Below are 24863 nucleotides of genomic sequence, written 5' to 3'. Positions count from 1 at the left end.
TTGCGAATGCCGAATGCGATACGATATTCACTGCCTGATGCCGATCGACCGCGAAATCCTGCACCCCCTGCCCCTGCGCCCCCTCGGCGCGGGCCCCGGCGATTCGGATGCCGGCGACGGTGACGGCGAAGGGCAGGTCGGGATCGCGACGCGGACCCGCACCAGCCCCAAGAAGCCCAGCCAGTACAAGGTGCTGATGCTCAACGACGATTACACCCCGATGGAATTCGTCGTCATGTGCCTGAAGCGGTTCTTCCGCATGGACCTGGAGCAGGCGACCCGCGTCATGCTGCACGTCCACCAGCGGGGCGTCGGCGTCTGCGGGATCTTTCCCTATGAAATCGCCGAGACCAAGGTGAACCAGGTGATGGATTTCGCGCGCCAGAACCAGCACCCGCTGCAGTGCACGCTGGAAAAGGCCTGATCCGCCACCGCGGCGCGGCCGCCGGTCGGGCGGTTGGGGCATGACCGGCGGGCAGTTTCGCGCTAGGGCAGCGGCGAACCGACGCTGAGCCGAAGCCCTTGCTGAAATCGATCCCATCCCTCGACCGATATATCTTCCGGCTGGTGATCCTGCCGATGCTGGGGGTTTTCGCGATCGCGGCCTCGCTGCTGCTGCTCGACAAGATGCTGCGCCTGTTCGATTTCGTCGCCGTCGAAGGCGGCCCGGTCGGCGTGGTGTTCAAGATGCTCGGCGCGCTGATCCCCGAATATGCGAGCCTGGCGATCCCGCTCGGCCTGCTGCTCGGCATCCTGCTCGCCTTCCGCAAGCTCGCGACGTCGAGCGAGCTCGACGTGATGCGCGCCGTCGGCCTCAGCTATGGCCGGCTGCTGCGCGTGCCCTATATCATCACCGCCGTGCTGATGGCGGTGAACGTGGCGCTGGTCTTCTACGTCCAGCCGGTCAGCCGCTATTACTACGAGCAGCTGGAATACGAACTGCGCTCGGGCGCGCTCGGCGCCTCGATCAAGGTGGGCGAGTTCACGACCCTGGCCGACCGCATGGCCCTGCGGATCGATTCGAGCGAGGACGACGGGCGCCGGCTGCGGGGGATCTTCGCGCGGGTCGCCGACGACAAGGGACAGGTCCTGTCGATCTCGGCGGCCGAGGGCGCCTTCCTCGCCACCAGCGACAGCCCCGACACGATCATCCTGCGGCTGACCGACGGCACGATCGTGCAGGACACCGGCGAGCAGACGCCGCGCGTCCTCAGCTTCACGCGCCACGACCTGCCGATCGATCTTCCCGCGGTGGAGGAATTCCGCGCCCGCGGCGATGCGGAGCGCGAATATATCCTGCCCGAACTGCTGCGGATCGGGTGGAGCGAGAGCACGACCCAGGCGAAACGCGACGCGAGCCAGGCCAGCTTCAACTTCCGTATGGTCGAGGTGGTGATGATGGCCCTGATGCCGCTGCTGGCCGTGGCGCTGGCGATCCCGCCCAAGCGATCGACCAGCGCGCTGGGCGTCTTCGTCTCGATCGTGATGGTCGTCGCCTATCACAAGGTGAACCAGTACGGGGAGGATATCGCCGCGCTCGGCCGGTTCGATCCGGTCCTCGCGCTCTGGGTTCCCTTCGTCCTCTTCGCCGCGCTGATCGTGTGGATGTACTACAAGGTCGCCTACGTGCCCGGCGGGCAGCCGATCGGCGCGCTCGAAACCGCCTTCGCCAAGCTGGCGGGCCGCCTGCGCAAGCTGTTCGGCCGGCGGCGCCCGGCCCGCGCCGGCGAACTGGCCCCGGCGGAATAGGGCCCCGGCGATGCAGTTCGATTTCTTCCCCTCGCGCACGCTGACGCTCTATCTCGCGAAGCTGTTCATCGTGCGGATCGTCGCCATGCTGGCCGTTCTCGTGCTGGTGCTGATGATGCTCGACCTGCTCAGCACGAGCGGCGAAATCCTCGCCGCGCCGGGCAACGGCCAGGGCGAACTGTGGACTTACGTTACCTTGCGCGTGCCCCAGCTGGCGGCGCGTTTCCTGCCCTATTCGGTCCTGCTGGCGACGATCATCGCGCTGGTCACGCTGAACCAGAACAGCGAGGTGATCGCGATGAAGGCCGCCGGGCTTTCCGCGCACCAGGTCCTGGCCCCGCTCCTGCTGACGGCGGCCGGCGTCTCGGCGATCTCCTTCGCCTTCAACGAAACGGTCGTGACGCGCGCCACGGCGACGCTCAAGGCCTGGGAAGCCAACGATTTCGGCACCGTGCCCGAGGAGTCGGGCGTGCGCGCGAACGCCTATTTCACCGACGGGAACGACGTGCTCACCGCCGCTTCGCTATGGGGCGAAGGCGAGCACATCCGGATGCGCGGGGTTACCTGGTACCGGCGGGGCGACAACGGCGCGCTGGTCGAACAGGCGCGCGCCCAGGGGGCCCGCTACGCCGGGCCGGGCTGGCGGCTGGAACAGGTCGAGCGGTTCGATGTCGCGGCGGCCGATACCGCGCAGCTCGACAGCATGGTCGTCGCCCCCGGGCTCACCCCGACGCAGATCGCGCTCGAAAGCGTCGATCCCGATGCTCTGGGCGTGGTCGAGCTCTACCGCTCGATCGCCGCCTACGAGGAAGCCGGCCGCCAGACCGACGAGCTGCGCGCCAGGTGGTGGCACAAGTTCTCCGGCCCGCTGTCGGCCTTCCTGATGCCGCTGCTCGGCGCGATCGCCGCCTTCGGGCTCGCGCGGTCGGGCCAGCTGTTCCTGCGCGCGATCATCGCGATGGCGCTCGGCTTTGCCTATTTCGTGATCGACAACGCCGCCCTGGCGATGGGCAGTTTCGGCGGATACCCGCCCTTCCTGGCCGCCTGGGCGCCGTTCTTCCTGTTCCTGCTGGTGGGCGAGACCGTGCTCGTCCGGACCGAGGAATAACCGGCGGCCCCGGAACCTGTAGCGCGTTTGCGAGTCTAGGGCCCATCATGCCCTATGCAGGAGAATTCGACATGAAGGCACTTGCCTTGCCCGCGCTGGCCGCCGGAGCGCTCGCGCTCGGCGCCTGTAGCGAAGCCAATGCCCCCACCCCGGCCGAAGACGAGACCGTGGTGGACGAGACCGTGGCCCCTGCGCCGGAGGAAACCACGATCATCACGCAGGAGCCGGTCGGCGACCCTGACATGACCGGCGACCGGATGACGGTCGACGAGAACGGGCTCGAGGCGGACCTCGGCGACGAGAACACCCGCGTGCGCGCGGACGTCGACGGCGATCCCTCGCTGACGGTCGAAACCGACTGATCCGCACCGGCCCGCGGCACCGCTCCGGCGGCGCCGCCCGGGCGAAATGCCAGAGGGCCGCTTCCCGGTGCGGGAGGCGGCCCCTCTTTCGTTGCATTCGCGCCGGCAGATGTGCGGCGGGGCGGCGGGCGGTCAGGCGCCGGGCCGGCCCACCCGCATCGTGCTGCGCGCGATCCGCATGACCAGCGGCAGCATCCCCGGGTGGTTGGCCCCGGCATATGTCGAATCCTGCCCCAGGTGCGCGGCCAGCCGTCGATGCGCCTCGCCCAGCGAGTGATAGGGCATGCTGGGCAGAAGGTGGTGCAGCGCGTGGTAGCGCAGGCCCACCGGGGCCCAGATCGCCGCCATCCAGCCGGGCGGCGGGACATTGACCGAATCGAGGAACTGCGCGGTCACCGTCATCGGTTCGCCGTCGTTTTCCCACAAGTGCGCGACGAGCGTGCGAAGCTGGTTCAACACGGCGGTCAGCGAGAGCACGGCGAGCGCGATCAGGAGCGGGCGCCAGCCGATCGCGAACGTGCTGGCCAGCAGGGCGATGGCCCACAGGCTGCCGCCCAGTTCCTGCCAGAACACGCGCCTCGTCAGCTCGCCTTCGGGCGGCCGGCGGCGGAAATCGGGATTGATCGAAAGCGCGGAAAACCGCTCCCACACCAGCTTGCGCACCGGGGGGACAACCGCGCCCAGCGGCACCAGCACGGCGAAGCGGAACAGCAGCGCCGGCGGCGCCAGCAGGGCGATCGCGACGAACAGCGGCAGGCTCCACGGCTTCATCAGCGCCAGCGGCAGGTATTCCGGATCTTCGACCGTGCCGTAACGCGTGCGCGCGTGGTGGAGCGTGTGCACCCCTTCATACATGAACGAAGGGGTCAGCACGGGAATGCCGACGAGCAGGTTCCACGCCAGTCGATATCCGGGCAGCGCGTCGCGGTGGATATGCGACAGTTCGTGGATGAACAGGAGCGCGCGATAGAGCGCCAGCGCCGCGACCACGCCCAGCGCGATTGCCAGCGGCACGCTGTCCACCAGGATCGCGCCCGCCAGCGCGGCATAGCCGATCCCGGCCGAAAGCAGCGTGTCGGTCCAGTAGATCGCGGGCCGCGCAACCGCGATGTCCTTCGTCAGGTCGCGGGCGGCGCGCAGCATCGCCTTGTCGTCTGCAATCGCCGCCTTCGCCCCGGCGCGCGGGGCGGCAGGCGGGACGGTGCCGGCGGCAGGCTCGATCGTCTGTTGCAGGTTCATGGTCATTGGTCCCGGGAGAATGCGCCTACAGCAAAACGGCCGCCGAAGGAACAATCCGCCGCCATTGCGGCCGGCGCGGCGGCCCTGCCATCGCTGTTGCTTGACAAGGCGCGACAAGCACAGACAGGGCTAACCCAAGCTGAACAGGATAGCCCGTGACAGACACCGAAATAGTGATCGAGGCGGTCGAGGGCAAGGCGGGGCGCGCGGCCTTCGTCGATCTCGGCCGCCGCTTTTCCGCCGTAACGCCCAATGCCGTGCCCCAGCTGCGCGGCGAGCAGATGGAACTGCTCGACCCGGCCAGGAACCCGCTTTTCGACCATGCCCGGGTGCAGCTGTTCATCGCCCGCCGCGGCGGCAGGGCGGTGGGGCGGATCGCGGCCTGCGTCGACCGGCTGATGCTGGACATGCCGGCCGAACAGGGCTTCGGCCCCGGCACCGGGATCTTCGGCTATTTCGATGCCGAGGACGAGAGCGCCGCCCGCGCCCTGCTGGCCGCGGCGGAAGGCTGGCTGCGCGAACAGGGGATGACGCGCGTGCTCGGCCCGATCTCGCTCTCGATGTGGGAAGAGCCGGGCCTGCTGGTCGCCGGGCACGACCAGCCGCCGACGGTGCTGATGGGCCATCACCCGCCCCGCTACCAGGGCTATGTCGAGAACGCGGGTTACGAAGTGGCCAAGCGTCTGTTCACTTACGCGCTCGACGTCAGCGACGATTTCCCGCCGATCGTGCGGCGCATCGTCCAGTCGGGCAAGCGCAACCCGCGCATCCGCATCCGCCCGGTGGACCACGCCAATTACACGCAGGACGTGCGCACCGTGCTGCACATCCTCAACGATGCCTGGTCGAAGAACTGGGGCTTCGTCCCCTTTACCGAGCGCGAGATCGCCTATGGCGCGAAGAAGCTGCGCCCGCTGGTGCGCGAGGAATTGACCCGCATCGCGGAGCTGGACGGACGGCCCGTCGCCTTCATGCTCGCCCTGCCCGACGTGAACGAACCGCTGGCCCGGATCGGCGGCAGGCTGTTCCCCTTCGGCTGGATCACGATGCTGCGCTGGCTGCGCAAGCCGCGCGCGCGCACGGCGCGGGTGCCGCTGATGGGCGTGCTGAAGGAATTTCACAACTCGCGCCTCGCCAGCCAGCTGGCCTTCATGATGATCAGCGAGATCCGCGAGGACACGACCCGCGCCAACGGCACCGAGCGGGGGGAGATCGGCTGGATCCTCGAAGACAACCAGGGCATGGTCGCCATCGCCGACGCGATCGAGAGCGAGATCAACCGCGAATACGCGATCTACCGCAAGTCGCTGTAGCCATTGCGGGAACCGGGCCCGCACCCGCCCCGTTTCCTGCACGGGCGCACACGGGGTGCGGCCCGGATCTGAAAGAAGACATGGGCAAGACAGGCAGGGCACCCTCGTCGGCTTCGCAGACGCCGGACATCGGCCACGTGCTGGTGGTGGAGGACGACGCGGTTCTTTCGCTCGCGATCGAGGCCGCGCTGCGCGACGCCGGCGCGCGCCGGGTGGAGATCTGCCAGACGACCGAGGCCGCGCTGGAGGCCCTGCGCCGGAGCCGGCCCGACGTCGTCGTTCTCGACGTGCAGCTGGCCGACCGCGACGATGGCTGGGCGATTGCCGAGCTGATCGACAGCGTCGGCCCCCAGCCGCCGCGGATCGTCTTTTCCACCGGCGCCCCCGATCGCATCCCGCCGCAAGTGGCCGAACTGGGCACAGTGCTCGAGAAGCCATACGACCCGCGCGACCTCGTGCGCGCGGTCGCCGCGCCGCGCCGCCGGGGCCTGCTCGATCGCCTGCGCCGCCCGATCGCCTGACCTGCCCGATCCCGCGCTTCCCTGCGCCCGTTTGCGGCCGCCCGGCGGAGCCAAAAAAAAGGCCTCCGCTCGACGTATCGAGCGGAGGCCCTTCGGGATCGTATCACCTGCCGCTTGGACGGGAGGGGGGTCTCGGCGGTGACAGTCAGATAATGACCGGCCAGAACGCTGGTTCCCGGGCCGGGTGAATTTTTTCATTTTTTCCTGCGGGGCAGGTTTTCGGTTGGCTCGCGCACCGGGCAGGCGGCCGCCAGGCGCTTGCGCGGGGGCGGCTTATCGTCCACCAGCGCGCCCGTGGAACCAAGGGCGCATGCGTGCGTTCTAGCGACGCCTCACTTCTAGGGAAGGGAATTCATGCCGCTTGGAGAACAGGTAGCCAACAATCTGCCGTACCTGCGCCGCTACGCCCGCGCACTGACTGGATCGCAATCGACCGGAGACGCCTTCGTCCGCCAGACGCTGGAAGCGGCGCTGGCCGACGAACAGCTGAAGGAATCGCTCGCCGGGGGCCGCGTGCCGCTCTACCGCGCGTTCAACAAGGTCTGGTCGAGCGCCTATCTGGAAACCACCGGCGAAGGGCCGGAAGCCGGAATGCACGAAAGCGCGGCGCACGACCGGCTGAGCGCGATCACGCCGCTCAACCGCCAGGCGCTGCTGCTGACGACGCTGGAAGACTTCAGCATCGACCAGACCGCCGAGATCATGGATCTCGACCGCGAGTCGGTCGAGAAGCTGGTCCAGGAAGCGGTCGAGGAAATCGACCGCGAATCGAGCACGAGCGTGCTGATCATCGAGGACGAGCCGCTGATCTCGATGCAGCTCGAAGACCTCGTGACCTCGCTCGGGCACGAGATCTGCGGCACCGCCGCCACCCGCACGCAGGCGCAGGAAGTCGTCGCCGAGAAGACCCCGGGCCTCGTCCTGGCCGACATCCAGCTGGCCGACGGCTCCTCGGGCCTCGACGCGGTGGACGATATTCTCGCGATCGATTCGGTGCCGGTGATCTTCATCACCGCCTATCCCGAACGCCTGCTCACCGGCGACCGGCCGGAACCGACCTACCTGGTCACCAAGCCGTTCAAGGAAGCGACGGTGCGCACCGCGATCAGCCAGGCGCTGTTCTTCAACTCCAGCCAGCCGATCGCCTGACCCGCGGCGCGGCGTCCGCAGGCCGGGCGCCGCCCGCAGGGGCGCTTCCACTGGCAGCCGGGAAACGATCGAGGCCGCGGGTTCAGCCCGCGGCCTTTTCCTTGCGCCGCGCCGCGCGGATCGCGAACTGGCTCGGCCGCCGGACCGGGATGCGCAGCGTGCAGCGCACGCCCTCGGGCGGAAATTCCAGTTCGACCCGCTCGTTCAGTTCGTGCGCGACGATCTTCTCGATCAGGTCGAGGCCGAAGCCGCGCCACTCGGGCCGGCCGGACAGGCGCGGACCGCCGGTTTCCACCCATTCCATCCGCACGATGTTCTTGCCTTCCAGCTCCCAGCGCACCGAAACGCGCCCTTCGGGCACCGACAGCGCGCCGTATTTCGAGGCATTGGTCGCCAGCTCGTGAATCGCCAGGCCCAGCGTCAGCGCGTCGCCCGGGGCCAGTTCCACTTCCGGCCCGTCGACCGAGAAGTCGGCCCCCGAATCGTGGACGTGCGGGGCCATTTCGGCCGCCACCACCGCGCGCACCGGCGTGGTCCCCCACTCCGACTGCGTGAGCAGGTCGTGGGTGGCGGAGATCGCGCGGATGCGGCCATCCAGCCCGTCGGCGAACTCGTCGAGCGATTCGGACCGGCGGCGAGTGAGCGCGACGATCGAGAGGATGTTGGCCAGCGTGTTCTTGACCCGGTGGTTCAGCTCGCGCGTCAGCGAGTTGCGGATCGAATCCTGTTCTTCGAGCCATTCCAGCTTCAGCTGGTCCTCGCGCGTTTGCTGCGTCACCAGGCGGGCGACGACCAGCAGGAGGCTGGCGACCAGCAGGCCGAACAGCAGGGTTACCATCGACAGCGTCGAGAGGCTGGCGGCCGCGGGCGAGGCGACTTCGACCACCATCGGCCGGTTGGCGATCGTGATCCTTTGCTGCACCGACTTGCCCGAGCCGGCATCGGGCGCGATCTGCGCCAGCAGCCGGTCGGGCGTCGGCTCGCCGTCGTAGAGGCGCACGCCGCGCTCCCCCGCGTCGGCCAGTTCGAGCGCGGAGGCGAGGAAGTTTTCCGCGTTGAAGGGGCTGTAGATGAAGCCGCGCAGGCTGCGCTGGCTCAGGTTGCCGCGGAACACCGGCATGTAGACGATGAAGCCCGGCATCTGCGGCCCGTCGCGATAGGCGAGCTGGACCTTGCCGCTCGCGGTCGGCTGGGCGGTCGTCTCCGCCTCCTCCATCGCGGCGCGGCGCACCGGCTCGGAAAACATGTTGTACCCCAGCATCCGGCGATTGCGATCGGTGTCCGGGCGCAGGAAGGTGACCGGGACGACACGGCCGGTCATCGCGCTGGGAACGGGCCAGATCTGGACCGGGGCCGGCGCGGCGCCCGTGGTCGCCCCGTCCGCGGGTGGCGCGGCAGCGGCGGTATCGGCGGGCGGCCCGGGCGCTGCGGTCGAACCGGCGGGATCGCGGCCGGTGCCGGCTCCCTGTTCGCCCTCGATCGCGTCGCCCTCGGTCGCGTCGTCGGGCGCGGCGGCGGGCGCCGGCGGGTTGGCGCCGGCGCGGAACTGGTCGAGTTCGTAGGATCGCAGGTTCTGCGCCCAGCCGATCCCTTCCGTGCCGCGATAGTCGAAGTCGAGCTGCAGCTCGGACACGAAACGGTCGAACAGCGTCTCGTCCACCCGGTCCACCGCGGCGAACATGGCCGCGCCCGCGCGCAGGTAGGCGGAATTGGCGCTGGCCCGCCGTTCGAGGGCGGAGGCGACCGCGCGCGCGCGTTCGTTGAGGCGGGCGGATTCGCGCTGCGCCTCCCCCCGCTCGATCGCGAAGACACTGAGCGCGGTGATCGCGGCTATCAGCAGGAAGATGGCGACCGGCGCGGCGCGCGGATACTCTACCAGCCAGCGGCGACTTCTTCCCCGTCGAGACGCGTTAACTGGCATCAGGCTGCGCCGCACTCCACCAAACAAACCAAGACTCACGACCGGCGGGCAACGCCCCTCCAGTTCGGGAACCAAGCACCCGCGGCTTCGTTCCCCCTGGCAGACCATAAGTTGGAAAACTGGAAAAGTCCCCGCGGGCACCGTAAGGCGCCGCCGGGGTTTTACGTATTTTTTCGAAGGATTGCGAGCTTACATGCATACTGACGGGGATCGACGTAAGGGGGACGCCATCGACAGCGGGGACAGCAAGAAGAAGCGGGACAACCCGGGATGGGCCGACGGCTTGCGCCAGCTGTACGATTCGGTGGTGGAGGAGCCGCTGCCCGACAGCTTCAAGGAGCTGCTCTCGAAGCTGGACGATAAATCCTGATGGCCGGCCCCGAACGCACGGCTTCCGAGAAAGCCGATTTCAAGCGCGAGCTGACCGAAGTCGTCCCGCACCTGCGCGCCTTCGCGCGCGGCCTGTGCGGCCGGCCCGACATGGCCGACGACCTGGTCCAGGAAACCCTGCTCAAGGCCTGGGCCGCGCAGGAACGGTTCGAACCCGGCACCAGCATGCGCGCCTGGACATTCGTGATCCTGCGCAACGCCTATCTCACCGACATGCGGCGCAACCGCTTCCGCGGCGAGTACGACGAGAACGTGGCCGAGCGGCTGCTGACCCAGCCTGCGGGCCAGGAAGAGCCGATCCACCTGTCCGACATGCACCGCGCGCTCCTGACCCTGCCGCCGGAGCGGCGCGAGGCGCTGTTGCTGGTCGGCGCCGGCGGCTTTTCTTACGAGGAAGCGGCGACGATCTGCGGATGCGCGGTCGGCACGATCAAGAGCCGCGTGGGCCGCGCGCGCGCCGCGCTCAGCGCCATGTTGCAGGACGGGTCGATCCCCCAGCGTTCGATCGAGGACGACGCGGCCCATCGCGCGATCCTGGAAGAACTCGACGACGTGGCCGCCGGCCGCGGCGAAACCTCCCCCACGCGCTAGTCGCTTGCTAGGCCGGGCGCGGCGCGGCTATGGCCGCCGAAATCGCAGACAGGATCCGGCAGCCGCATGACCGACAGGCCCCCCGCAGCATCTGCCGAACCCGCCGGGCGCCCCGCCCGGCGGACGACGCGCGCGGCCTTCGCCGAACAGGAACTGCGCCTGATCTCGGCGCTCGTCCTGCTGATCGGGCTCGGCCTGTTCCTCGCCCTGCCCTTCGTCCTGTCGATCGGATCGGTCGTGTTCCTGCCGCTCGTCACGGCAGTGGTGCTGACGATCATCCTCTCGCCGCTGGCCGACCGCCTGGCCGGCTGGGGCCTGCCCAACGTGCTCGCCTCGCTCGTGGCGCTGGCCGCGTTCTTCGGGGTCCTGCTGCTCGCGCTGGCGCTGATCCTGCAGCCGGCGATCGCCCTGTTCGACAGCCTGCCGGCGATGGCCGACCAGGTCGCGCGCCGCTTCGGCGAGCTGCGCGACGAATTCGCCTGGGTCGCGGCCGCGAACGAGCGGCTGGCCGACCTGATGGGCCGCTCCACCTCGCGCGAGGTCGTGCTGGCCAGCCCCTCGGTGATCGAACAGCTCGCCTTCGCCACGCCCAGCGTCGTGCTCGAAGTCCTGCTGACCTTCCTGATGACGTTCTTCATGATCGAGGCGCGCGTGCGGCTGCGGCGGCACCTGCTGTTCGATCGCGCCAGTTTCGGCACCAGCATCAAGGCGGCGCGGGTCATGCGCGAGGTGCAGGACCGGGTCGCCGCCTATATCTTCACGGTCTCGTGGATCAACGCCGGGGTCGGCGTGGTCGTGGCCCTCGGCGCCTGGGCGCTGGGGGTAGAGGCGCCGGTCATGTGGGGCGGGCTGGCCGCGCTGCTCAACTTCCTGCCCTATATCGGGCCGCTGGCGATGACGGCGCTGCTGGCCCTGTTCGGGATCGGCACCGGGGATACCCTCCTGCTCGGCATCGTGCCGGCGGCGGCCTACCTCGCGCTGCACACGGTCGAATCGAACGTCGTCACCCCGTCGATCCTCGGCGCGCGCTTCACGATGAACCCGGTGATGATCCTCATCGCGCTCAGCTATTTCTCGTGGATCTGGGGCGTGTTCGGTGCCCTGCTCTCGGTCCCGATCCTGCTGATGCTGACGGCTTTCTTCGACCATGTCGGCCGGCCGAACCTGGTCGGCTTCATCTTCGGCGAGCCGCTGTTCGCGACCAACCTCATGGCGCTCGGCCAGGAAGAGGAACCGGTCTAGCCTCCGCCTTCCATTGGAACGGCGCCATGCGAAAAGGCCCGCCCCGCGCACGAGCGCGAGGCGGGCCTTTCGCATTTCGCGCCCGGTCGCCGGGCGCGCGGGATCAGCCCGGGTATTTCCAGGTTTCGCCGCGGGCGAGGTTTTCCGAGGCGAAGTTCCAGTTGAGCTTCCCGCCGATCACCTGGTCGAGGTATTCGGGCCGCTTGTTCTGGTGATCGAGGTAATAGGCGTGTTCCCACACGTCGATCGTCAGCAGCGGGTTGAAATCCTGGTCCGCCAGCGTGTCGCCGTCGTGCGTTTCCTCGATCGAGAGCTTGCCGCCCTTCTCCGCCAGCCAGACCCAGCCGCTGGCGAAGTGGCCCGCGCCGCGCTCGGCCAGCTTCGACCTGAGATCGTCGAGCGAGCCGAAGGCATCGTCGATCAGCGAGGCCAGCTCGTCCGAAGGCGAGCCGCCTTCGGGCGACAGCGAGTGCCAGTAGAACCCGTGGTTCCAGCTCTGCGCCGCGTTGTTGAACAGCCCCTGGTCGCTGTCGCGGGCCGCGGCGACGACGTCTTCCAGCGGCTTGCCCTCGAGGCCGGTGCCCTCGATCGCCTTGTTGGTCTTGTCCAGGTAGGCCTGGTGGTGCTTGCCGTGGTGATAGCTCAGCGTCTCGGCCGACACGGCGGGCGCGAGGGCGTCGCTGGCATAAGGCAGGTCGATCAGTTTGAAGGCCATGGATTGGTTCCCCTAAAGGTCCAGAGTTGAAGGTTCGGCTTGCCCGTCCAACGCGCGGGCCGGCCATGGGTTGCAAGATCTATACGGTTTCGTCCTCCGGGCGATCGGTCGCCGCCGCTACTGCCACATCCAGCGTCACGTTGGCGAGGGTGCGCATGATATCGGGCAGCATCTCCACCGCAACCAGCAAGGCCAGCGGTTCGATCGGCACGCCCATCGCCAGCGCGATCGGGCCGATCGAGATCACGAAGCTGATCGAACCGGGCAGGCTGACCGACCCGACCGAGATGACCAGCGCCACGGCGATGCCCGCCGCCAGCGTCGCCGGGGTCAGCTCCACCCCCGCCAGCGTGGCGACGTAGATCGCGACCGCGAGGTTCATCGCCGGGCTGGTCGCGCGGAAGATCGCCACGGCCAGCGGCAGGACGAAGTCGGCCGTGCTCTCGCGCACGCCCAGCCGCCGCGCGACCGCCAGCATGGCGGGCAGGCTGGCGAGCGAGCTCTGGGTCGAGACCGCGACCGCCTGGGCGGGAATCATCGCCCGCGCGAAGCGCAGCGGCGCGATCCCGCCGCCGAACCAGGCGAGGGCATAGCCCGCCAGCAGCACGATCGCCCCCATCGCGGACACGGCGAGGATATAGTGGACCAGCGTGGCGAAGGCCCCGCCGCCTGCGCGCGCGGCGACCCCGAGCGCGAGCGCGAAGACGCCGAGCGGCGCGATCCATAGGACCCAGCCGATGATCGTCAGCATGGCATTGGCCAGCGCGCGGAACACGCCGAGCAGCGTATCGCGCTGCGCCGCCGGCAGGCGCGCGACGGCCACGGCGAACAGCGCGAAGAAGATCGTCAGCGGCAGCATCGTCGTCTCGGCCGCCGCGGCGATGACGTTGGGCGCGATCAGCGAGGTCAGGAAATCGGCCAGCCCGGGCACCTCCTGCGGCGCGATGTCGCCGGTCTGCAGCAGCGTCCCGGCCGAAGGGGGGATCGGGAAGAGGTTGAGCAGCAGCGGCATCATCGTCGCCGCGGCGAGGCCCGAGAAGAGCAGGACCGCGAAGACCCAGCCCAGCATCCGCCGCGCCGCGCGACCCGCGCGCGCGGCCTGGACCATCTGCGCGATCCCGATCACCAGCAGCGCGGATACCAGCGGGATGATCGTCATCTGCAGCGCCTGCAGCCACAGCGCGCCGGTCGGCTCGGTCACCGCGAGCACCGGGTCGAGCGCATCGGTCCCGGCCAGCGCCAGCCCGGCGAGCAGGCCCGCGACGAGGCCGCCGAACGTCCACCACACGGGGAGCCGGATCGCCAGGAGTTCGGTAGATTCTGCCTTTTCGACGGCCATCCGTGCGCGGGTCCCCTTTCCTTTGCCGCCTAACCGCGCCAGAAGCGGCTGGCAAATCGCCGGGGGGATAGAATTCGAACATGGCACGCAAGTTTTTCGGTACCGACGGCATTCGCGGGCGCACGAACGACGGCGTGATGACCGCCGCGACGGCCATGCGCGTGGGCCAGGCCGCGGGCCGCCATTTCCTGCGCGGCGACCACCGCCACCGGGTCGTGATCGGCAAGGACACCCGCCTTTCCGGCTACATGATGGAAAGCGCGCTGGTCGCCGGTTTCACCAGCGTGGGGATGGACGTGATCATGACCGGCCCCCTGCCGACCCCGGCGATCGCCCTGCTGACGCGCGAGATGCGGGCCGACCTGGGGGTGATGATCTCCGCCAGCCACAACCCGTTCGAAGACAACGGCATCAAGCTGTTCGGCCCCGACGGCTTCAAGCTCTCGGACGAGGACGAGGTCGCGATCGAGGCGCTGCTCGAAGCCGATCCGCCGCTCGTCGCCGCGCCGATGATCGGCCGCGCCCGCCGGATCGAGGACGCGCGCGGCCGCTATATCCACGCGGTCAAGCAGTCGGTGTCGAACCAGGTCCGCTTCGACGACCTGAAGGTCGTGGTCGATTGCGCCCACGGCGCGGCCTACCAGGTCACGCCCTCGGCGATCTGGGAACTGGGCGCGGACGTCGTGACGGTCGGCGTCGCGCCCGACGGCACGAACATCAACGACGGGGTGGGTTCGACCGCGCTCGAGGCGGTACGGGCCGCGGTCGTGCGCGAGAACGCCGATATCGGGATCGCGCTCGACGGCGATGCCGACCGCCTGATCGTGATCGACGAACGCGGCCGCACGGTCGACGGCGACCAGATCATGGCGCTGATCGCCACCCGCCTCGCCCACCGGCAGGCGCTGCGCGGGGGCGGGGTCGTGGCCACCGTCATGTCGAACCTCGGGCTCGAGCGCTGCCTGGCAGACCAGGGCCTCTCGCTCGAACGGACCAAGGTGGGCGACCGCCACGTCCTCGAACGGATGCGCCAGGGCGGGTTCAACGTCGGCGGCGAGCAATCGGGGCACATGATCCTGCTCGATCACGCCACCACGGGCGACGGCACGGTTGCCGCGCTCCAGGTGCTGGCCAGCCTCGTGCGCGCGGGCAAGCCGGCGAGCGAGCTGCTGCACCAGTTCGAGCCGGTTCCGCAACTGCTGAAGAACGTGCGCTATTCGGGCGGCGCCCCGCTGGAGGCGGAAAGCGTCAAGGCCTGCATCGCCGACGCCCGGGCCGAGCTGGAGGGCAGGGGCCGCGTGGTCATCCGCGCTTCGGGCACCGAGCCGGTGATCCGGGTCATGGCCGAAGGCGACGATGCGGCCCAGGTCGAACAGGTCGTGGACCGGATCTGCGCCGCCGTGAAGGCGGCGGCCTGACGGTCGCGGCGGACAGGCCGATGCTGCAGATGCGCCCCGACTGCGAACGTTGCGGAACGGACCTGCCGGCGCAGGCACCGGGCGCCTTCATCTGCAGCTTCGAATGCACGTTCTGCGCCGCCTGTGCCGAGGCGCTCGACGATCGCTGCCCGAACTGCGGCGGCGAGCTGATGGACCGGCCGACCCGGGCGAAGGCGCTGCTCGGCAAGTATCCGCCCTCCGCCGAACGCAGGTTCCGCGCATGAACGCGCCGCCACGCGTCCTCGCCATTGCCGGGTCCGACAGTTCGGGCGGGGCCGGCATCCAGGCCGACATCAAGACGGTCACCATGCTGGGCGGCTATGCGATGACCGCGATCACCGCGATCACCGCGCAGAACACGACCGGGGTGCAGGCGGTCGAACCGCTCGCCCCCGAGCTTGTGGCACGGCAGGCGCGTAGCTGCCTCGACGACATCGGTGCCGACGCGGTGAAGATCGGCATGCTCGGATCGCCCGCCACGGCCCGCGCCGTGGCCGACCTGCTGGCCGGATTCGATGGCCACGTGGTGTTCGACCCGGTCATGGTCGCGACCAGCGGCGCGGTGCTGGCGGACGAAGAGACGATCGAGGCCTTCGGCGCGCTGATGCGCCGCGCCACCCTGGCCACCCCCAACCTGCCCGAACTGGCCGCGCTGGCCGGAATGCCCTGCGCCACCCCGGACGAGATCGCCGCCGCCGCGCACCGCCTGGCGCAGGACCACGGCTGCGCGGTCCTGGCCAAGGGCGGGCACGGGGCCGAAGCGCGGGTGACCGACCGGCTGGTGCACACCAGCGGCGATTTCGCCTCGTTCGACGATGCGCGGATCGAGACCCGCCATACCCACGGCACCGGCTGCACGCTGTCGTCGGCGATCGCGACCCTGCTCGGGCATGGCCAGCCGCTCGAACACGCGGTGCGGCTGGGCCGGCGCTTCGTGATCGAGGCGCTGCGCAAGGCCCCCGGGTTCGGCGCGGGCCACGGCCCGCTGGGCCATCAGGCGGTGCGCGGGGGCAGTTCCTCGACCGGGTCGGCCTCGTAACCGTCGATCTGGTAGAAGCGGGCGATCTTCTCCCACGCTTCGTCCGCGGTCTCGCACCAGCGGAACAGTTCCAGGTCCTTGTGGCTGATCGTCCCCTCGTCGGCCAGCGCCTCGAAATCGATCACCCGGTTCCAGAAATCCTTGCCGAACAGCAGGATCGGCATGGGTTTCATCTTGCCCGTCTGGATCAGCGTCAGCAGTTCGAAGAACTCGTCGAACGTGCCGAAACCGCCGGGGAAGACCGCCACCGCCTTGGCCCGCAGCAGGAAATGCATCTTGCGCAGCGCGAAGTAGTGGAACTGGAACGAGAGATAGGGCGTGACATAGGGATTGGGCGCCTGCTCGTGCGGCAGGACGATGTTGAGCCCGATCGATTCCGCCCCCGCGTCGCTCGCGCCCTTGTTCGCGGCTTCCATGATCGAGGGGCCGCCGCCCGAGCAGACGACGAACTGGCGCTTGCCCCCTTCGATGATCGACTTCTCGCTGACCATCTTCGACAGCTTGTAGGCCTCGCCGTAGTACTTCGCCTTCCGCGCCAGGTTCTCGACCACGCGGCGCTCGTCGTCCGGCAGGTCCTTCGCGCCGGCCAGCGCTTCGTCCACCGCCTCGGGCGGGGGAATGCGCGCGGAACCATACATGACGAGGGTGGAGCCGACCCCGGCCTCGTCCAGCAGCATTTCGGGCTTCAGCAGCTCCAGCTGGAAGCGGACCGGGCGCAGTTCGTCGCGCAGCAGGAAGTCGGTGTCGCGAAACGCCAGCTTGTAGGCCGGGTGGCGCGTCTGCGGCGTCTGCGGCATCGCCGCGTCGGAGAAGGCGGCTTCCTGGTCTGCGGGGTAGAACTTGCGGTCGGCGAGATCGCGCTCGCCGCGTGTTTCGTTTTCTTCGCTCATCGGCCTTCCCATAGGCCCGCCGCCGCGGGGCGGCAATGCCCCGCCGCGGCAGGGCCGGCGAGGCCGCGCCCCGGCCCCGCCCGCAACCTCGACGGGCTTCCCCGCTTACAGACCTTGCAATTGATAATTGATCGCATTAGCAGGCCTCGCGACTCACCAGAAGGATAGTTCATGCGACTCGTTCGGTTTTCCCTGCTCTGCGCGACCGCCCTCGCGCCCCTCCCCGCTCTCGCCGCCACCGACGACGCCGTCGCCGCCGATGCCGCCGCCGATGCCGCCGCGCCGCGCCAGATCGTGGTCACCGGCGCGCGGGAGGAAAGCAGCACCGCGACCAAGACCGACACCCCGATCATCGAGACGCCGCAGCCGATCACCGTGGTCGACGACGAGCTCTACCTGGCCCAGGGCGCAATCTCGGTCAGCGACACGCTCAACTACGTCTCCGGCGTGACGGCCAATCCCTATGGCCCCGACAGCCGCGTCGACGGGGCCTTCGTGCGCGGGATCAACGCGCTGCAGTTCCGCGACGGGATGCGCGACGTGTTCAGCTACTACGCCAGCATCCGGTCCGACCCGTACAACTTCGACCAGGTGGAACTTGTCCGCGGGCCGGCCTCGGTCCTGTTCGGGCAGGGTTCGCTCGGCGGGATCATCAACATGGTTTCCAAGCGCCCCGAGTTCGAAACCGCGGGCGAGCTGTCGGTTCGCTACGGTTCGCACGATCGCAAGGAAGTGCTGGCCGACCTCACCGGCGGGCTGACCGACACCGTCGCCGGCCGCGTGGTCGCGCGGCTGCGCGGTTCGGACACGCAGACCGATTTCGTGTCGGACGACCGGGTGATGATCTCCCCCTCGCTGACTTTCGCGCCCTCCCCCGACAGCGAGCTGACGCTGATCGGCCTCTACCAGGAAGACGACAGCGGCTCGACCTCGCAGTTCCTCCCGCTGGTCGGCACGATCCTGCCCAATCCCAACGGGCGGCTGCCCAACGACCTGTTCGTCGGCAAGCCCGGCTGGGACCGCTACGACGGCCGCCTGCTGCAGGGCACGGCGCTGTTCGAACAACGCTTCGGCGAGGCGGCGACGCTGAACCTCAAGGCCCGCTACATCGATAGCGACGTGACCTATCTCACGCATTACGCGAACAGCTATTCGAACCCGGCCAATCCGTATGTTCTGATCGATCCCGCAACTGGCGATCCGATACCCGACCCCGGCCAGCGGTACATCCTGAACTACGCGAGCGGTAGTATAGCGCGAATGGAAATATTTTCGAGCGATAATAATTTTCAAGTCAATTTTAATACTGGCTCCGCCGTTGAGCACACCATCCTATCCGGCGTGGATTACATCTGGAATCGGGTACGCAAACACGGCGGAAGAGCATTAGAACTCGTCGATCTTTACGATATCGATCGAGACAGCCTTTCCGACTTTGGCGGCAGTTATCCAACGCCGAACTATCCCGGTTTCCAGTACGCAACATCGGAAGATGTGACACAAGAGCAGATTGGGTTCTACCTGCAGGACCAGGTCCGCTTCTTCGACCGCGCCTCGCTCGTGCTCGGCGTGCGCCACGACCTCGCCGAATCGCACGCCGCCGGTGTCGAGCAGTACGACGCCAGCGCCACCAGCTTCCGCGCCGGCCTGATCGGCGAAGTGATCGACGGCGTTTCGCCTTTCGTCAGCTATACCGAGAGCTTCGAACCGGTTTCGGGCATCACCAGCAGCGGCGCCGCGCTCCGCCCCAAGACCGGGCGCCAGTTCGAAGCAGGGATCAAGTTCCACCCGCTCGATTCGATCATCGTCACCGTCACCGGCTATCGCATCGAGGAAAGCGGCCGCCCGATCGACGATCCCGATTCGGACAACCCCGATCACAAGATCCAGGTCGACGGGGTCGTTTCCAAGGGCTTCGAGTTCGAAGGCAATGCCGCGCTGCCGGGCGAGCTGAACCTGATCGCCAACCTGAGCTACAACGAGGCGGAGATCGCGGGCACCGGCCAGCAGCTCGACAACGTGCCCAGGTTCAACGCCTCGCTGTGGGGGACCAGGCGTTTCGCCCTGTCCGAAGACGCGTCGCTGCTGATCGGCAGCGGTGTGCGCCACGTGGGCAAGAACCGGTCCTACGGCCCGGCCTTCCCCGACGGCATCGTGACGCCGGCCTTCACCCTCGTCGACGCCTTCGCCGAAGTCAGCGTGGACCGGTGGAGCTTCGCGATCAACGCGACCAACCTGTTCGACAAGCGCTACTACTCCGCCTGTCTCGCGCGCGGCGACTGCTTCATGGGCAGCGAGCGCAACGTGTTCGGCACGGTGAGCTACCACTTCTGATGGCGGGCGGGGGGCTCACCGCGGCCGGAGCGGCACTGGCGGTTGTCGCGGTGCTGGTCCTGCGCCTGTCATGGGGGCGGCCGGGCCGTTCGCACGCGCTCAACGCGGCCGGCTGGGCGCTTGCGGCGCTCGGCCTCGCCGCCGGGTGCAGCGCGGCGGGCGCCTGGGGGCTGGCGGTCGTCACGCTCTGGGCCATGGGCGCGGCCTGCTGCATCCTCGCGCGCGAGGCCTGGGCCTCGCCGCGCGCCCGCGCCCCTGCATCGAGGCGCCGTGCCGGGATCATGCCCGAAGGCGATGCCTCGCTGCACCTCGGACGGCGCGCGCTGACTTTCGTGCTGGTCGCGGCCGCGGGCTTTGCCGCATCGGTGGCCTTCGCCGTCGGCGTGCGCTGGTTCGCCGCGGCAATGGGCGCGGGGGAAGCCGATGCAAATGTCCTGGCGCTGTTCGCCGCGCCGGTCGTATGGACGGCGATCGCCTTCATGGTGCTGATGGCCGCGAGCCGGCGGCGCCAGCTGGTCATCCTCGCGCTGGCGGCCGCGCCGGCGCTGACGGTATTGTTGTGAGGGAGGGGACGATGGGCGCGAGTATCGAACCGGGCACGGTCAAGCGGGCGCTTTCGGCCCATGCCGCGATCGGCCTGCTGGCCGGCGCGATCCTCTATATCCTCTGCCTGACGGGGACGATCGCGGTCTTCTACGTCGAGATGCAGCGTCTCGAGCAACCCGGCGCGCCGGAAATGGCGGAAATCGCGCCCGAGGCGGTCCAGCGCGGGGTCGAGGCCGTACTCGCGCGCGAGGCGCAGGAAGGCCTCGCGCCGACGAGCCATCTCTACGTCCACATCCCGGTCGAGGAACTGCCCCGCGCGACGATCACGACCGACAGCAACGCGTTCCACCTCGATGCCGCGGGGAACATCGCCATGCCCGAACGGATCGCGTGGAACGATTTCCTCGTCCACCTGCACTACACGCTCAACCTCCCCTCGCTGGTCGGGATCACGATCGTCGGCGCGTTCGGGGTCATGATGCTGGCGCTGTCGCTCTCGGGCGTCCTGGCCCACCCGCGCATCTTCCGCGACGCCTTCCGCCTGCGCGCGCGCAACAACGCCGGGGTCGGCCTGACCGACTGGCACAACCGGCTGAGCGTGTGGACCCTGCCCTTCGGCATCGCGATCGCGCTGACCGGGGCGCTCATCGGGCTGGCGACGGTGACCGCCTATGGCATTGCCGAAAGCGCCTACGACGGCGATGTCGCGGCGGTCTATGGCCCGGTGTTCGGGGAAGAGGCGGCGCCCGATCCGTCCCCCGCCCCCGCGCCCGACGTGGCCGCGGCCCTGCAGTACATGGCCCGCGAACATCCCGGGGTTCGCCTGACATATGCGATCCTGCACGACCCGCTGACCGCGGGGCAGCACGTGCAGATGGTGGGCGAGCATGATCGGCGGCTGATCTTCGGCGAATACTACGCCTTCGACAGCCAGGGCCGCTTCGCCGGCACGACCGGCATGGCCGACGGGGCCCTGGGCCAGCAGGCCGCCGCCTCGACCTACAAGCTGCATTTCGGCAATTTCGGCGGCGTCTGGGTCAAGATCGCCTATGTCGTGCTGGGCGCGGCGCTGACGGCGGTCTGCGCCACCGGGACCTATATCTGGCTGGGCAAGCGCCGCCGCCGCGGGATCGAGGAGCCGCGCCTGCGCGCCGCCTGGACGGGGGTGGTCGTGGGCACGCCGGTGGCCCTGCTGGCGACCGTCGCCGCGCGGGTCGCGATCGGCAACGAGGCCCCCTTCGCGGCGATCTTCTGGATCGCCCTCGCCGCCTGGATCGCCGCCGCCGTCGCCCTGGCCGCCCGCCGCCGCCCCGCCCCCGAGGCCCTGCCGGCCTGACCCGCTGCACCGGGCACCGCGCGAGAAACGCGGCCTGCCCGGATGCCTTCACGCGAGCGGAGCGCGCTGCGGGACCGGCAGCCGCTCGATCACCCCATCCCGATCGTAGTAGGGTCCATCGTATCCGGGATAGACAGTGGCTCGGACCCGGCGTTTGATTTCGTCTGGGGTCATGTCGTCGGTCAGGCGCTTGAGCGCGTTCATTTCCCCGAAGGTGTACGGCTTGCGCGACCAGCTCCGGTCCGCTCGCGGCAGAGGGTGCCCCTCGGCCAGCAAGGCGCAGATGTCGCGAAACATGCCGAGCATGGTTTCCATCGTCGCAAGCTTCAGCGTCTCCACCGAGTCGCTCGCCTTTACCGGGAAGCGCCGCTCGAGGATCACGTCCCCGGTGTCGACCTTCGGAAGCATGTGGTGGCAGGTAGCCCCATACTCCGGCGCCTCGTCGTAAAGCGCGAAGTTGTAGCAGCCGCTGCCGGGGTAGTCCGTGGACGCCGGGTGGAAGTTGATCGCAGTACGAAAGCGGGCGAGCTCGGCCCGCGTGACGATCCACGGCGAGAGGAAAGAGATCAAGATGTCGCCCGCGCGCTCCAGGCAGGCAGGACGCTGGTCGCCAACCGCCCCGTCAGCACATTCGGCATCCGGCCAGTGAAGCCGCACAACAGATTGCGCGCTTTTACAGAATCCATCCGCCTTGCTAAGAACAACCACCCTCATGATGATGACTGTAGCACATAAATAACAAATAGACGAGTCCAATACTAGCGCCGCTCTCGAATCGATATACTAAGTATAACTTGTTGTCATTTTGCAATTTTTCCAAGGCGGGATTCGCTCGGCAGAGGTGCGCAACACGGAGGCGGCGCTTGGATGACTCCCACACGAAGCTCAGCGCCAACTTCACTCTGGGCGAGCCGCCAGCCATATAAAGCCGGGTTCGAGGCGTGTGCGGCAAGGTGGAGGCAATCCGGCCGCATGATGCAGCGGCGCGGGCAGGCTCGATCGATGCTGATGGGGGCTAGAGGACAGTGACGGTTACCCTGTCCGGGAAATGCGCCGCTAATGTCGATGCGATCTGCGGGCACGATACGGAGGCGCAGGTTGTGGCGGGAGTTGAACCAAACCAGCCGGACCTCCAGGGTTGCGCCGACTGGTCGATCGCAACCTCTGCGCCATAAGGCACGCAAAGCGCCCTCGTCTCATCCATCGCCGCATGCAGCCATCGGTGGTAATCGTCCACCCGCAGGATCCGGCATACGATTGCGTCCTTCACGACTGCCTCGGCAGCGTCGGTCATCACCATCGGATAGCAGTCGCCCCACTCGGATGGCGAGGACGAACGCGCGTTTTCCGCCCGAGCCGGCGCTTGGCCGCCAGCATTGGGTAAACGGCGGAAACCCGTGGGATTCGGCCGCAACAAACTGCAACACGATATGCCACCCCGATCTCAGAGCCGCGTCCGCAAGTGTTTGATCTTGGAGAAGGAAAGCTGGATGCCCCGCGTGGATTCGAACCACGATTGACGGAGTCAGAGTCCGTAGTCTTACCATTAGACGACGGGGCATTGTGCGCGACGGGTCGCGAGGGGGCGCATCTAGGTTTGCGCGCGGCGCAGGTCAAGCCCGTCTGTGCACCCCGCGCCCGGCGACGCCCCGGCGACCCGAAGGGCGCGCTTGCCGCCACCCCTCGCGCGCGCTAGCATCGGCGCCAGGTCCCCGCGCGGCCTTGCGCGGGAGGATAAAGAAAGCATTGGGAACATGGCGGATCTTTCTCCGCCGGACAGAGACAGGAGACCAGGCGCGCACAAGGGCAAGTCGTCCGGCAAGGTAGCTGACTTCCGCTACAAGCGCCCCGCGCCATCGGAGAGGAAAGCATCGGGCAAGCGCCCGGCGCGTCGCGGCGAATCCCGCCAGGGATCGCCCCAGCGGCGGCAGGCCTATGCCGCGCTGGACCTCGGCACCAACAATTGCCGGCTCCTGATCGCCCGCCCCTCGGGCGAGAACTTCACCGTGATCGACGCGTTCAGCCGCGTCGTCCGCCTGGGCGAAGGGCTCGCGAAATCGGGCCGGTTGAGCGAGGAAGCGATGGAGCGGACGCTCGGCGCGCTCCACATCTGCGCCGACAAGCTGCGCCGGCGCAACGTCCACCTGGCCCGCTCGGTCGCGACCGAGGCCTGCCGCCGCGCGGCCAACGGCGAACAGTTTATCGAGCGGGTGCGCCGCGAAACCGGCATCGTGCTCGACATCATCTCCGCCCAGGAAGAGGCGCGCCTGGCGGTCCTGGGCTGTCACATCCTGCTCGAAGACGGGGCCGGCCCGGCGGTGATCTTCGACATCGGCGGCGGATCGACCGAACTGGTGCTGATCGAACCGGGCGGGCCGGTTCCGCGCATCCTCGACTGGCAGAGCGTGCCCTGGGGCGTCGTCTCGCTGACCGACACGGTCGGCCCGGTTTCGGGCGCGCCCGCCGCGCGCGAGGCGCGCTATGCCGAGATGCGCCGCGTCGTGGCCGAGAGCTTCGCCGCCTTCGCCCGGCGGATCGCTCCGGTCGCTGCGCGGGCCGACGATATCCGCCTGCTGGGCACGAGCGGCACGGTGACCACGCTCGCCAGCGTGCACCTCGAACTGCCGCAGTACGATCGCCGCGCGGTCGACGGGCTGATCGTCCCGTCCACCGCGATGCGCGAGGTCAGCATGCGGCTTGCGGCGATGTCCCCCCGCGAACGCGGCGGCCTGCCGTGCATCGGCAACGACCGGGCGGAACTGGTCGTCGCGGGCTGCGCGATCCTCGAAGCGATCCTCGACATATGGCCCGCCAAGCGGCTCGGCGTGGCCGACCGCGGGATCCGCGAAGGCATCCTGCGCAGCCTGATGGCGTCCGAGACCGCGCCGGCGGGCGGCCGCGCCCCGGCTTCCGCCCCAGCCTCCGCCACCACCGGCGCCGGCGCCGGGCAGGAGCGCGGCTGATGGCGCGCTCCGGCCGCAATCCCGACAAGCGCGTGCGCAGCGCCAAGGGGCGCACCGCGTCCTCCACGCGCTGGCTCGAACGCCAACTCAACGACCCCTACGTCCGCCAGGCCAAGGCCGACGGCTATCGCAGCCGCGCCGCCTACAAGCTGGCCGAGCTGGACGAGAAATTCGGCCTCCTGCGCGGGGTGCGCCGGGTGGTGGACCTGGGCATCGCCCCGGGCGGGTGGAGCCAGGTCGTGCGCCGACGCGCGCCGGGCGCGGCGATCGTCGGCATCGACCTGCTCGAAGTCGAGCCGATCGAAGGGGTCGCGATCCTGCAGATGGATTTCATGGCGGACGAGGCGCCGGCGGCGCTGGCCGATGCGCTGGACGGGCCGCCCGACCTGGTCCTGTCGGACATGGCGGCCAACACCGTCGGCCACAAGCAGACCGATCACTTGCGCACGATGGGCCTGGTGGAGGCGGCGGCCTGGTTCGCGGCCGAGAACCTGGCGCCGGGCGGCGCCTTCGTGGCCAAGGTCCTGGCCGGGGGCACCGATACCGAGCTGCTGGCCCTGCTCAAGAAGCATTTCCGCACGGTCAAGCACGCCAAGCCGCCGGCGAGCCGCAAGGGCTCGTCCGAATGGTACGTCGTGGCGCAGGGGTTCAAGGGGCGCGACTGACCGCGCCCCTTC

At 68.8% G+C, this 24863-nt stretch carries 25 protein-coding genes and 1 tRNA gene; 18 read left to right on the top strand and 8 right to left on the bottom strand.

Features of this window, described 5'->3' with window-relative positions:
• The first annotated feature begins 37 nt into the window (after positions 1-37).
• The 4 genes from clpS (at position 38) to GRI72_RS12435 (ending at position 3219) form a co-directional block, all read left to right on the top strand.
• A complete protein-coding gene (gene clpS / locus GRI72_RS12450; protein WP_237487173.1) occupies positions 38-424 on the top strand; it encodes an ATP-dependent Clp protease adapter ClpS in 387 nt (128 codons plus the stop codon).
• Between the two features lie 101 nt (positions 425-525).
• On the top strand, positions 526-1749 hold the full coding sequence (lptF, locus tag GRI72_RS12445) for an LPS export ABC transporter permease LptF (protein ID WP_160734373.1): 1224 nt from the start codon (positions 526-528) through the stop codon (positions 1747-1749).
• Between the two features lie 10 nt (positions 1750-1759).
• Positions 1760-2857: an LPS export ABC transporter permease LptG gene (lptG, locus tag GRI72_RS12440; RefSeq protein ID WP_160734260.1), complete on the top strand. Its 1098-nt coding sequence runs from the start codon at positions 1760-1762 to the stop codon at positions 2855-2857.
• Between the two features lie 71 nt (positions 2858-2928).
• Positions 2929-3219 (top strand): hypothetical protein, encoded by a 291-nt coding sequence (locus tag GRI72_RS12435; protein WP_160734259.1) that lies wholly within the window; start codon positions 2929-2931, stop codon positions 3217-3219.
• A 132-nt stretch (positions 3220-3351) separates the two neighbouring features.
• Here GRI72_RS12435 and GRI72_RS12430 read toward each other — a convergent pair whose 3' ends face one another.
• Positions 3352-4458: a fatty acid desaturase family protein gene (locus GRI72_RS12430; RefSeq protein WP_160734258.1), complete on the bottom strand. Its 1107-nt coding sequence runs from the start codon at positions 4456-4458 to the stop codon at positions 3352-3354.
• A gap of 155 nt (positions 4459-4613) precedes the next feature.
• Between GRI72_RS12430 and GRI72_RS12425 the strand changes: the two genes are divergently transcribed.
• The 3 genes from GRI72_RS12425 (at position 4614) to GRI72_RS12415 (ending at position 7441) form a co-directional block, all read left to right on the top strand.
• Positions 4614-5771 carry an N-acetyltransferase gene (locus GRI72_RS12425; protein WP_160734257.1) on the top strand — a complete coding sequence of 386 codons (1158 nt, stop codon included), beginning with the start codon at positions 4614-4616 and terminating at the stop codon, positions 5769-5771.
• Between the two features lie 80 nt (positions 5772-5851).
• On the top strand, positions 5852-6292 hold the full coding sequence (locus GRI72_RS12420; protein WP_160734256.1) for a response regulator: 441 nt from the start codon (positions 5852-5854) through the stop codon (positions 6290-6292).
• A gap of 354 nt (positions 6293-6646) precedes the next feature.
• A complete protein-coding gene (locus tag GRI72_RS12415) occupies positions 6647-7441 on the top strand; it encodes a response regulator (protein WP_160734255.1) in 795 nt (264 codons plus the stop codon).
• A gap of 82 nt (positions 7442-7523) precedes the next feature.
• Here GRI72_RS12415 and GRI72_RS14855 read toward each other — a convergent pair whose 3' ends face one another.
• Positions 7524-9362, bottom strand: coding sequence for a CHASE domain-containing protein (locus GRI72_RS14855; protein ID WP_160734254.1), 1839 nt, complete (start codon positions 9360-9362; stop codon positions 7524-7526).
• Positions 9363-9555: 193 nt separating this feature from the next.
• Between GRI72_RS14855 and GRI72_RS12405 the strand changes: the two genes are divergently transcribed.
• The 3 genes from GRI72_RS12405 (at position 9556) to GRI72_RS12395 (ending at position 11585) form a co-directional block, all read left to right on the top strand.
• The gene (locus GRI72_RS12405; protein ID WP_160734253.1) at positions 9556-9732 is read left to right on the top strand and encodes a NepR family anti-sigma factor; all 177 of its coding nucleotides are present in this window, start codon (positions 9556-9558) and stop codon (positions 9730-9732) included.
• Entirely contained in the window at positions 9732-10343 is a 612-nt protein-coding gene (locus tag GRI72_RS12400; RefSeq protein WP_160734252.1) for a sigma-70 family RNA polymerase sigma factor, read from the top strand. The genes GRI72_RS12405 and GRI72_RS12400 overlap by 1 nt, the downstream gene beginning before the upstream one ends.
• A gap of 66 nt (positions 10344-10409) precedes the next feature.
• On the top strand, positions 10410-11585 hold the full coding sequence (locus tag GRI72_RS12395; protein ID WP_160734251.1) for an AI-2E family transporter: 1176 nt from the start codon (positions 10410-10412) through the stop codon (positions 11583-11585).
• A 103-nt stretch (positions 11586-11688) separates the two neighbouring features.
• On the opposite strand, the gene GRI72_RS12390 is transcribed toward GRI72_RS12395, so the two are convergent.
• Positions 11689-12300: a superoxide dismutase gene (locus GRI72_RS12390; RefSeq protein WP_160734250.1), complete on the bottom strand. Its 612-nt coding sequence runs from the start codon at positions 12298-12300 to the stop codon at positions 11689-11691.
• A gap of 79 nt (positions 12301-12379) precedes the next feature.
• Positions 12380-13639 carry a dicarboxylate/amino acid:cation symporter gene (locus GRI72_RS12385; protein ID WP_160734249.1) on the bottom strand — a complete coding sequence of 420 codons (1260 nt, stop codon included), beginning with the start codon at positions 13637-13639 and terminating at the stop codon, positions 12380-12382.
• Positions 13640-13719: 80 nt separating this feature from the next.
• Here GRI72_RS12385 and glmM point away from each other — a divergent pair, with 80 nt between their 5' ends.
• The 3 genes from glmM to thiD are packed head-to-tail and all read left to right on the top strand — an operon-like array spanning position 13720 to position 16117.
• On the top strand, positions 13720-15057 hold the full coding sequence (glmM, locus tag GRI72_RS12380; protein WP_160734248.1) for a phosphoglucosamine mutase: 1338 nt from the start codon (positions 13720-13722) through the stop codon (positions 15055-15057).
• 20 nt (positions 15058-15077) lie between these two features.
• Positions 15078-15302, top strand: a complete 225-nt coding sequence (locus GRI72_RS12375; RefSeq protein WP_160734247.1) for a DUF1272 domain-containing protein — start codon at positions 15078-15080, stop codon at positions 15300-15302.
• Positions 15299-16117, top strand: a complete 819-nt coding sequence (gene thiD / locus GRI72_RS12370; protein ID WP_160734246.1) for a bifunctional hydroxymethylpyrimidine kinase/phosphomethylpyrimidine kinase — start codon at positions 15299-15301, stop codon at positions 16115-16117. The genes GRI72_RS12375 and thiD overlap by 4 nt, the downstream gene beginning before the upstream one ends.
• Here thiD and GRI72_RS12365 read toward each other — a convergent pair.
• Positions 16072-17007, bottom strand: a complete 936-nt coding sequence (locus GRI72_RS12365) for an LOG family protein (protein WP_160734245.1) — start codon at positions 17005-17007, stop codon at positions 16072-16074. The genes thiD and GRI72_RS12365 overlap by 46 nt on opposite strands.
• A 171-nt stretch (positions 17008-17178) precedes the next feature.
• On the opposite strand from GRI72_RS12365, the gene GRI72_RS12360 reads away from it, so the two are divergent.
• Genes GRI72_RS12360 through GRI72_RS12350 form a run of 3 tightly spaced genes read left to right on the top strand, consistent with a single transcriptional unit; the run spans position 17179 to position 21223 of the window.
• Positions 17179-19341 carry a TonB-dependent siderophore receptor gene (locus tag GRI72_RS12360; RefSeq protein WP_160734244.1) on the top strand — a complete coding sequence of 721 codons (2163 nt, stop codon included), beginning with the start codon at positions 17179-17181 and terminating at the stop codon, positions 19339-19341.
• Positions 19341-19904 carry a hypothetical protein gene (locus tag GRI72_RS12355; RefSeq protein WP_160734243.1) on the top strand — a complete coding sequence of 188 codons (564 nt, stop codon included), beginning with the start codon at positions 19341-19343 and terminating at the stop codon, positions 19902-19904. Before GRI72_RS12360 ends, GRI72_RS12355 begins: the two co-directional genes overlap by 1 nt.
• 11 nt (positions 19905-19915) lie before the next feature.
• Positions 19916-21223, top strand: a complete 1308-nt coding sequence (locus tag GRI72_RS12350) for a PepSY-associated TM helix domain-containing protein (RefSeq protein WP_160734242.1) — start codon at positions 19916-19918, stop codon at positions 21221-21223.
• A 48-nt stretch (positions 21224-21271) separates the two neighbouring features.
• On the opposite strand, the gene GRI72_RS12345 is transcribed toward GRI72_RS12350, so the two are convergent.
• The 3 genes from GRI72_RS12345 to GRI72_RS12335 form a co-directional block, all read right to left on the bottom strand.
• The gene (locus GRI72_RS12345) at positions 21272-21937 is read right to left on the bottom strand and encodes a formyltransferase family protein (protein WP_160734241.1); all 666 of its coding nucleotides are present in this window, start codon (positions 21935-21937) and stop codon (positions 21272-21274) included.
• 301 nt (positions 21938-22238) lie between these two features.
• On the bottom strand, positions 22239-22517 hold the full coding sequence (locus tag GRI72_RS12340) for a hypothetical protein (protein WP_160734240.1): 279 nt from the start codon (positions 22515-22517) through the stop codon (positions 22239-22241).
• A 193-nt stretch (positions 22518-22710) separates the two neighbouring features.
• Positions 22711-22784: transfer RNA gene (locus GRI72_RS12335), tRNA-Gln, on the bottom strand.
• A gap of 193 nt (positions 22785-22977) precedes the next feature.
• Here GRI72_RS12335 and GRI72_RS12330 point away from each other — a divergent pair.
• The gene (locus tag GRI72_RS12330) at positions 22978-24186 is read left to right on the top strand and encodes a Ppx/GppA phosphatase family protein (protein ID WP_160734239.1); all 1209 of its coding nucleotides are present in this window, start codon (positions 22978-22980) and stop codon (positions 24184-24186) included.
• Positions 24186-24851: an RlmE family RNA methyltransferase gene (locus GRI72_RS12325; protein WP_160734238.1), complete on the top strand. Its 666-nt coding sequence runs from the start codon at positions 24186-24188 to the stop codon at positions 24849-24851. Before GRI72_RS12330 ends, GRI72_RS12325 begins: the two co-directional genes overlap by 1 nt.
• The last annotated feature ends 12 nt before the right edge of the window (positions 24852-24863 follow it).

The sequence above is a fragment of the Pelagerythrobacter marinus genome, assembly GCF_009827515.1.
In the GTDB taxonomy this organism is placed as follows: Bacteria; Pseudomonadota; Alphaproteobacteria; order Sphingomonadales; family Sphingomonadaceae; genus Pelagerythrobacter; species Pelagerythrobacter marinus.
Note: the sequence above shows the minus strand (reverse complement) of the source record. Positions and strands in the feature narration are given on the sequence as shown.

Excerpts from the sequence above, each read along its gene's own strand:
- GRI72_RS12415 (WP_160734255.1), top strand. The coding sequence starts at position 6,647 with ATGCCGCTTGGAGAACAGGTAGCCAACAATCTGCCGTACCTGCGCCGC.
- GRI72_RS12365 (WP_160734245.1), bottom strand. The coding sequence starts at position 17,007 with ATGAGCGAAGAAAACGAAACACGCGGCGAGCGCGATCTCGCCGACCGC.
- GRI72_RS12345 (WP_160734241.1), bottom strand. The coding sequence starts at position 21,937 with ATGAGGGTGGTTGTTCTTAGCAAGGCGGATGGATTCTGTAAAAGCGCG.
- GRI72_RS12390 (WP_160734250.1), bottom strand. The coding sequence starts at position 12,300 with ATGGCCTTCAAACTGATCGACCTGCCTTATGCCAGCGACGCCCTCGCG.
- GRI72_RS12375 (WP_160734247.1), top strand. The coding sequence starts at position 15,078 with ATGCTGCAGATGCGCCCCGACTGCGAACGTTGCGGAACGGACCTGCCG.
- GRI72_RS12405 (WP_160734253.1), top strand. The coding sequence starts at position 9,556 with ATGCATACTGACGGGGATCGACGTAAGGGGGACGCCATCGACAGCGGG.
- GRI72_RS12355 (WP_160734243.1), top strand. The coding sequence starts at position 19,341 with ATGGCGGGCGGGGGGCTCACCGCGGCCGGAGCGGCACTGGCGGTTGTC.
- GRI72_RS12350 (WP_160734242.1), top strand. The coding sequence starts at position 19,916 with ATGGGCGCGAGTATCGAACCGGGCACGGTCAAGCGGGCGCTTTCGGCC.
- lptG (WP_160734260.1), top strand. The coding sequence starts at position 1,760 with ATGCAGTTCGATTTCTTCCCCTCGCGCACGCTGACGCTCTATCTCGCG.
- GRI72_RS12400 (WP_160734252.1), top strand. The coding sequence starts at position 9,732 with ATGGCCGGCCCCGAACGCACGGCTTCCGAGAAAGCCGATTTCAAGCGC.
- glmM (WP_160734248.1), top strand. The coding sequence starts at position 13,720 with ATGGCACGCAAGTTTTTCGGTACCGACGGCATTCGCGGGCGCACGAAC.
- GRI72_RS12325 (WP_160734238.1), top strand. The coding sequence starts at position 24,186 with ATGGCGCGCTCCGGCCGCAATCCCGACAAGCGCGTGCGCAGCGCCAAG.
- GRI72_RS12385 (WP_160734249.1), bottom strand. The coding sequence starts at position 13,639 with ATGGCCGTCGAAAAGGCAGAATCTACCGAACTCCTGGCGATCCGGCTC.
- GRI72_RS14855 (WP_160734254.1), bottom strand. The coding sequence starts at position 9,362 with ATGCCAGTTAACGCGTCTCGACGGGGAAGAAGTCGCCGCTGGCTGGTA.
- GRI72_RS12360 (WP_160734244.1), top strand. The coding sequence starts at position 17,179 with ATGCGACTCGTTCGGTTTTCCCTGCTCTGCGCGACCGCCCTCGCGCCC.
- GRI72_RS12395 (WP_160734251.1), top strand. The coding sequence starts at position 10,410 with ATGACCGACAGGCCCCCCGCAGCATCTGCCGAACCCGCCGGGCGCCCC.
- GRI72_RS12420 (WP_160734256.1), top strand. The coding sequence starts at position 5,852 with ATGGGCAAGACAGGCAGGGCACCCTCGTCGGCTTCGCAGACGCCGGAC.
- GRI72_RS12330 (WP_160734239.1), top strand. The coding sequence starts at position 22,978 with ATGGCGGATCTTTCTCCGCCGGACAGAGACAGGAGACCAGGCGCGCAC.
- thiD (WP_160734246.1), top strand. The coding sequence starts at position 15,299 with ATGAACGCGCCGCCACGCGTCCTCGCCATTGCCGGGTCCGACAGTTCG.
- clpS (WP_237487173.1), top strand. The coding sequence starts at position 38 with ATGCCGATCGACCGCGAAATCCTGCACCCCCTGCCCCTGCGCCCCCTC.
- GRI72_RS12430 (WP_160734258.1), bottom strand. The coding sequence starts at position 4,458 with ATGAACCTGCAACAGACGATCGAGCCTGCCGCCGGCACCGTCCCGCCT.
- GRI72_RS12435 (WP_160734259.1), top strand. The coding sequence starts at position 2,929 with ATGAAGGCACTTGCCTTGCCCGCGCTGGCCGCCGGAGCGCTCGCGCTC.
- GRI72_RS12340 (WP_160734240.1), bottom strand. The coding sequence starts at position 22,517 with ATGACCGACGCTGCCGAGGCAGTCGTGAAGGACGCAATCGTATGCCGG.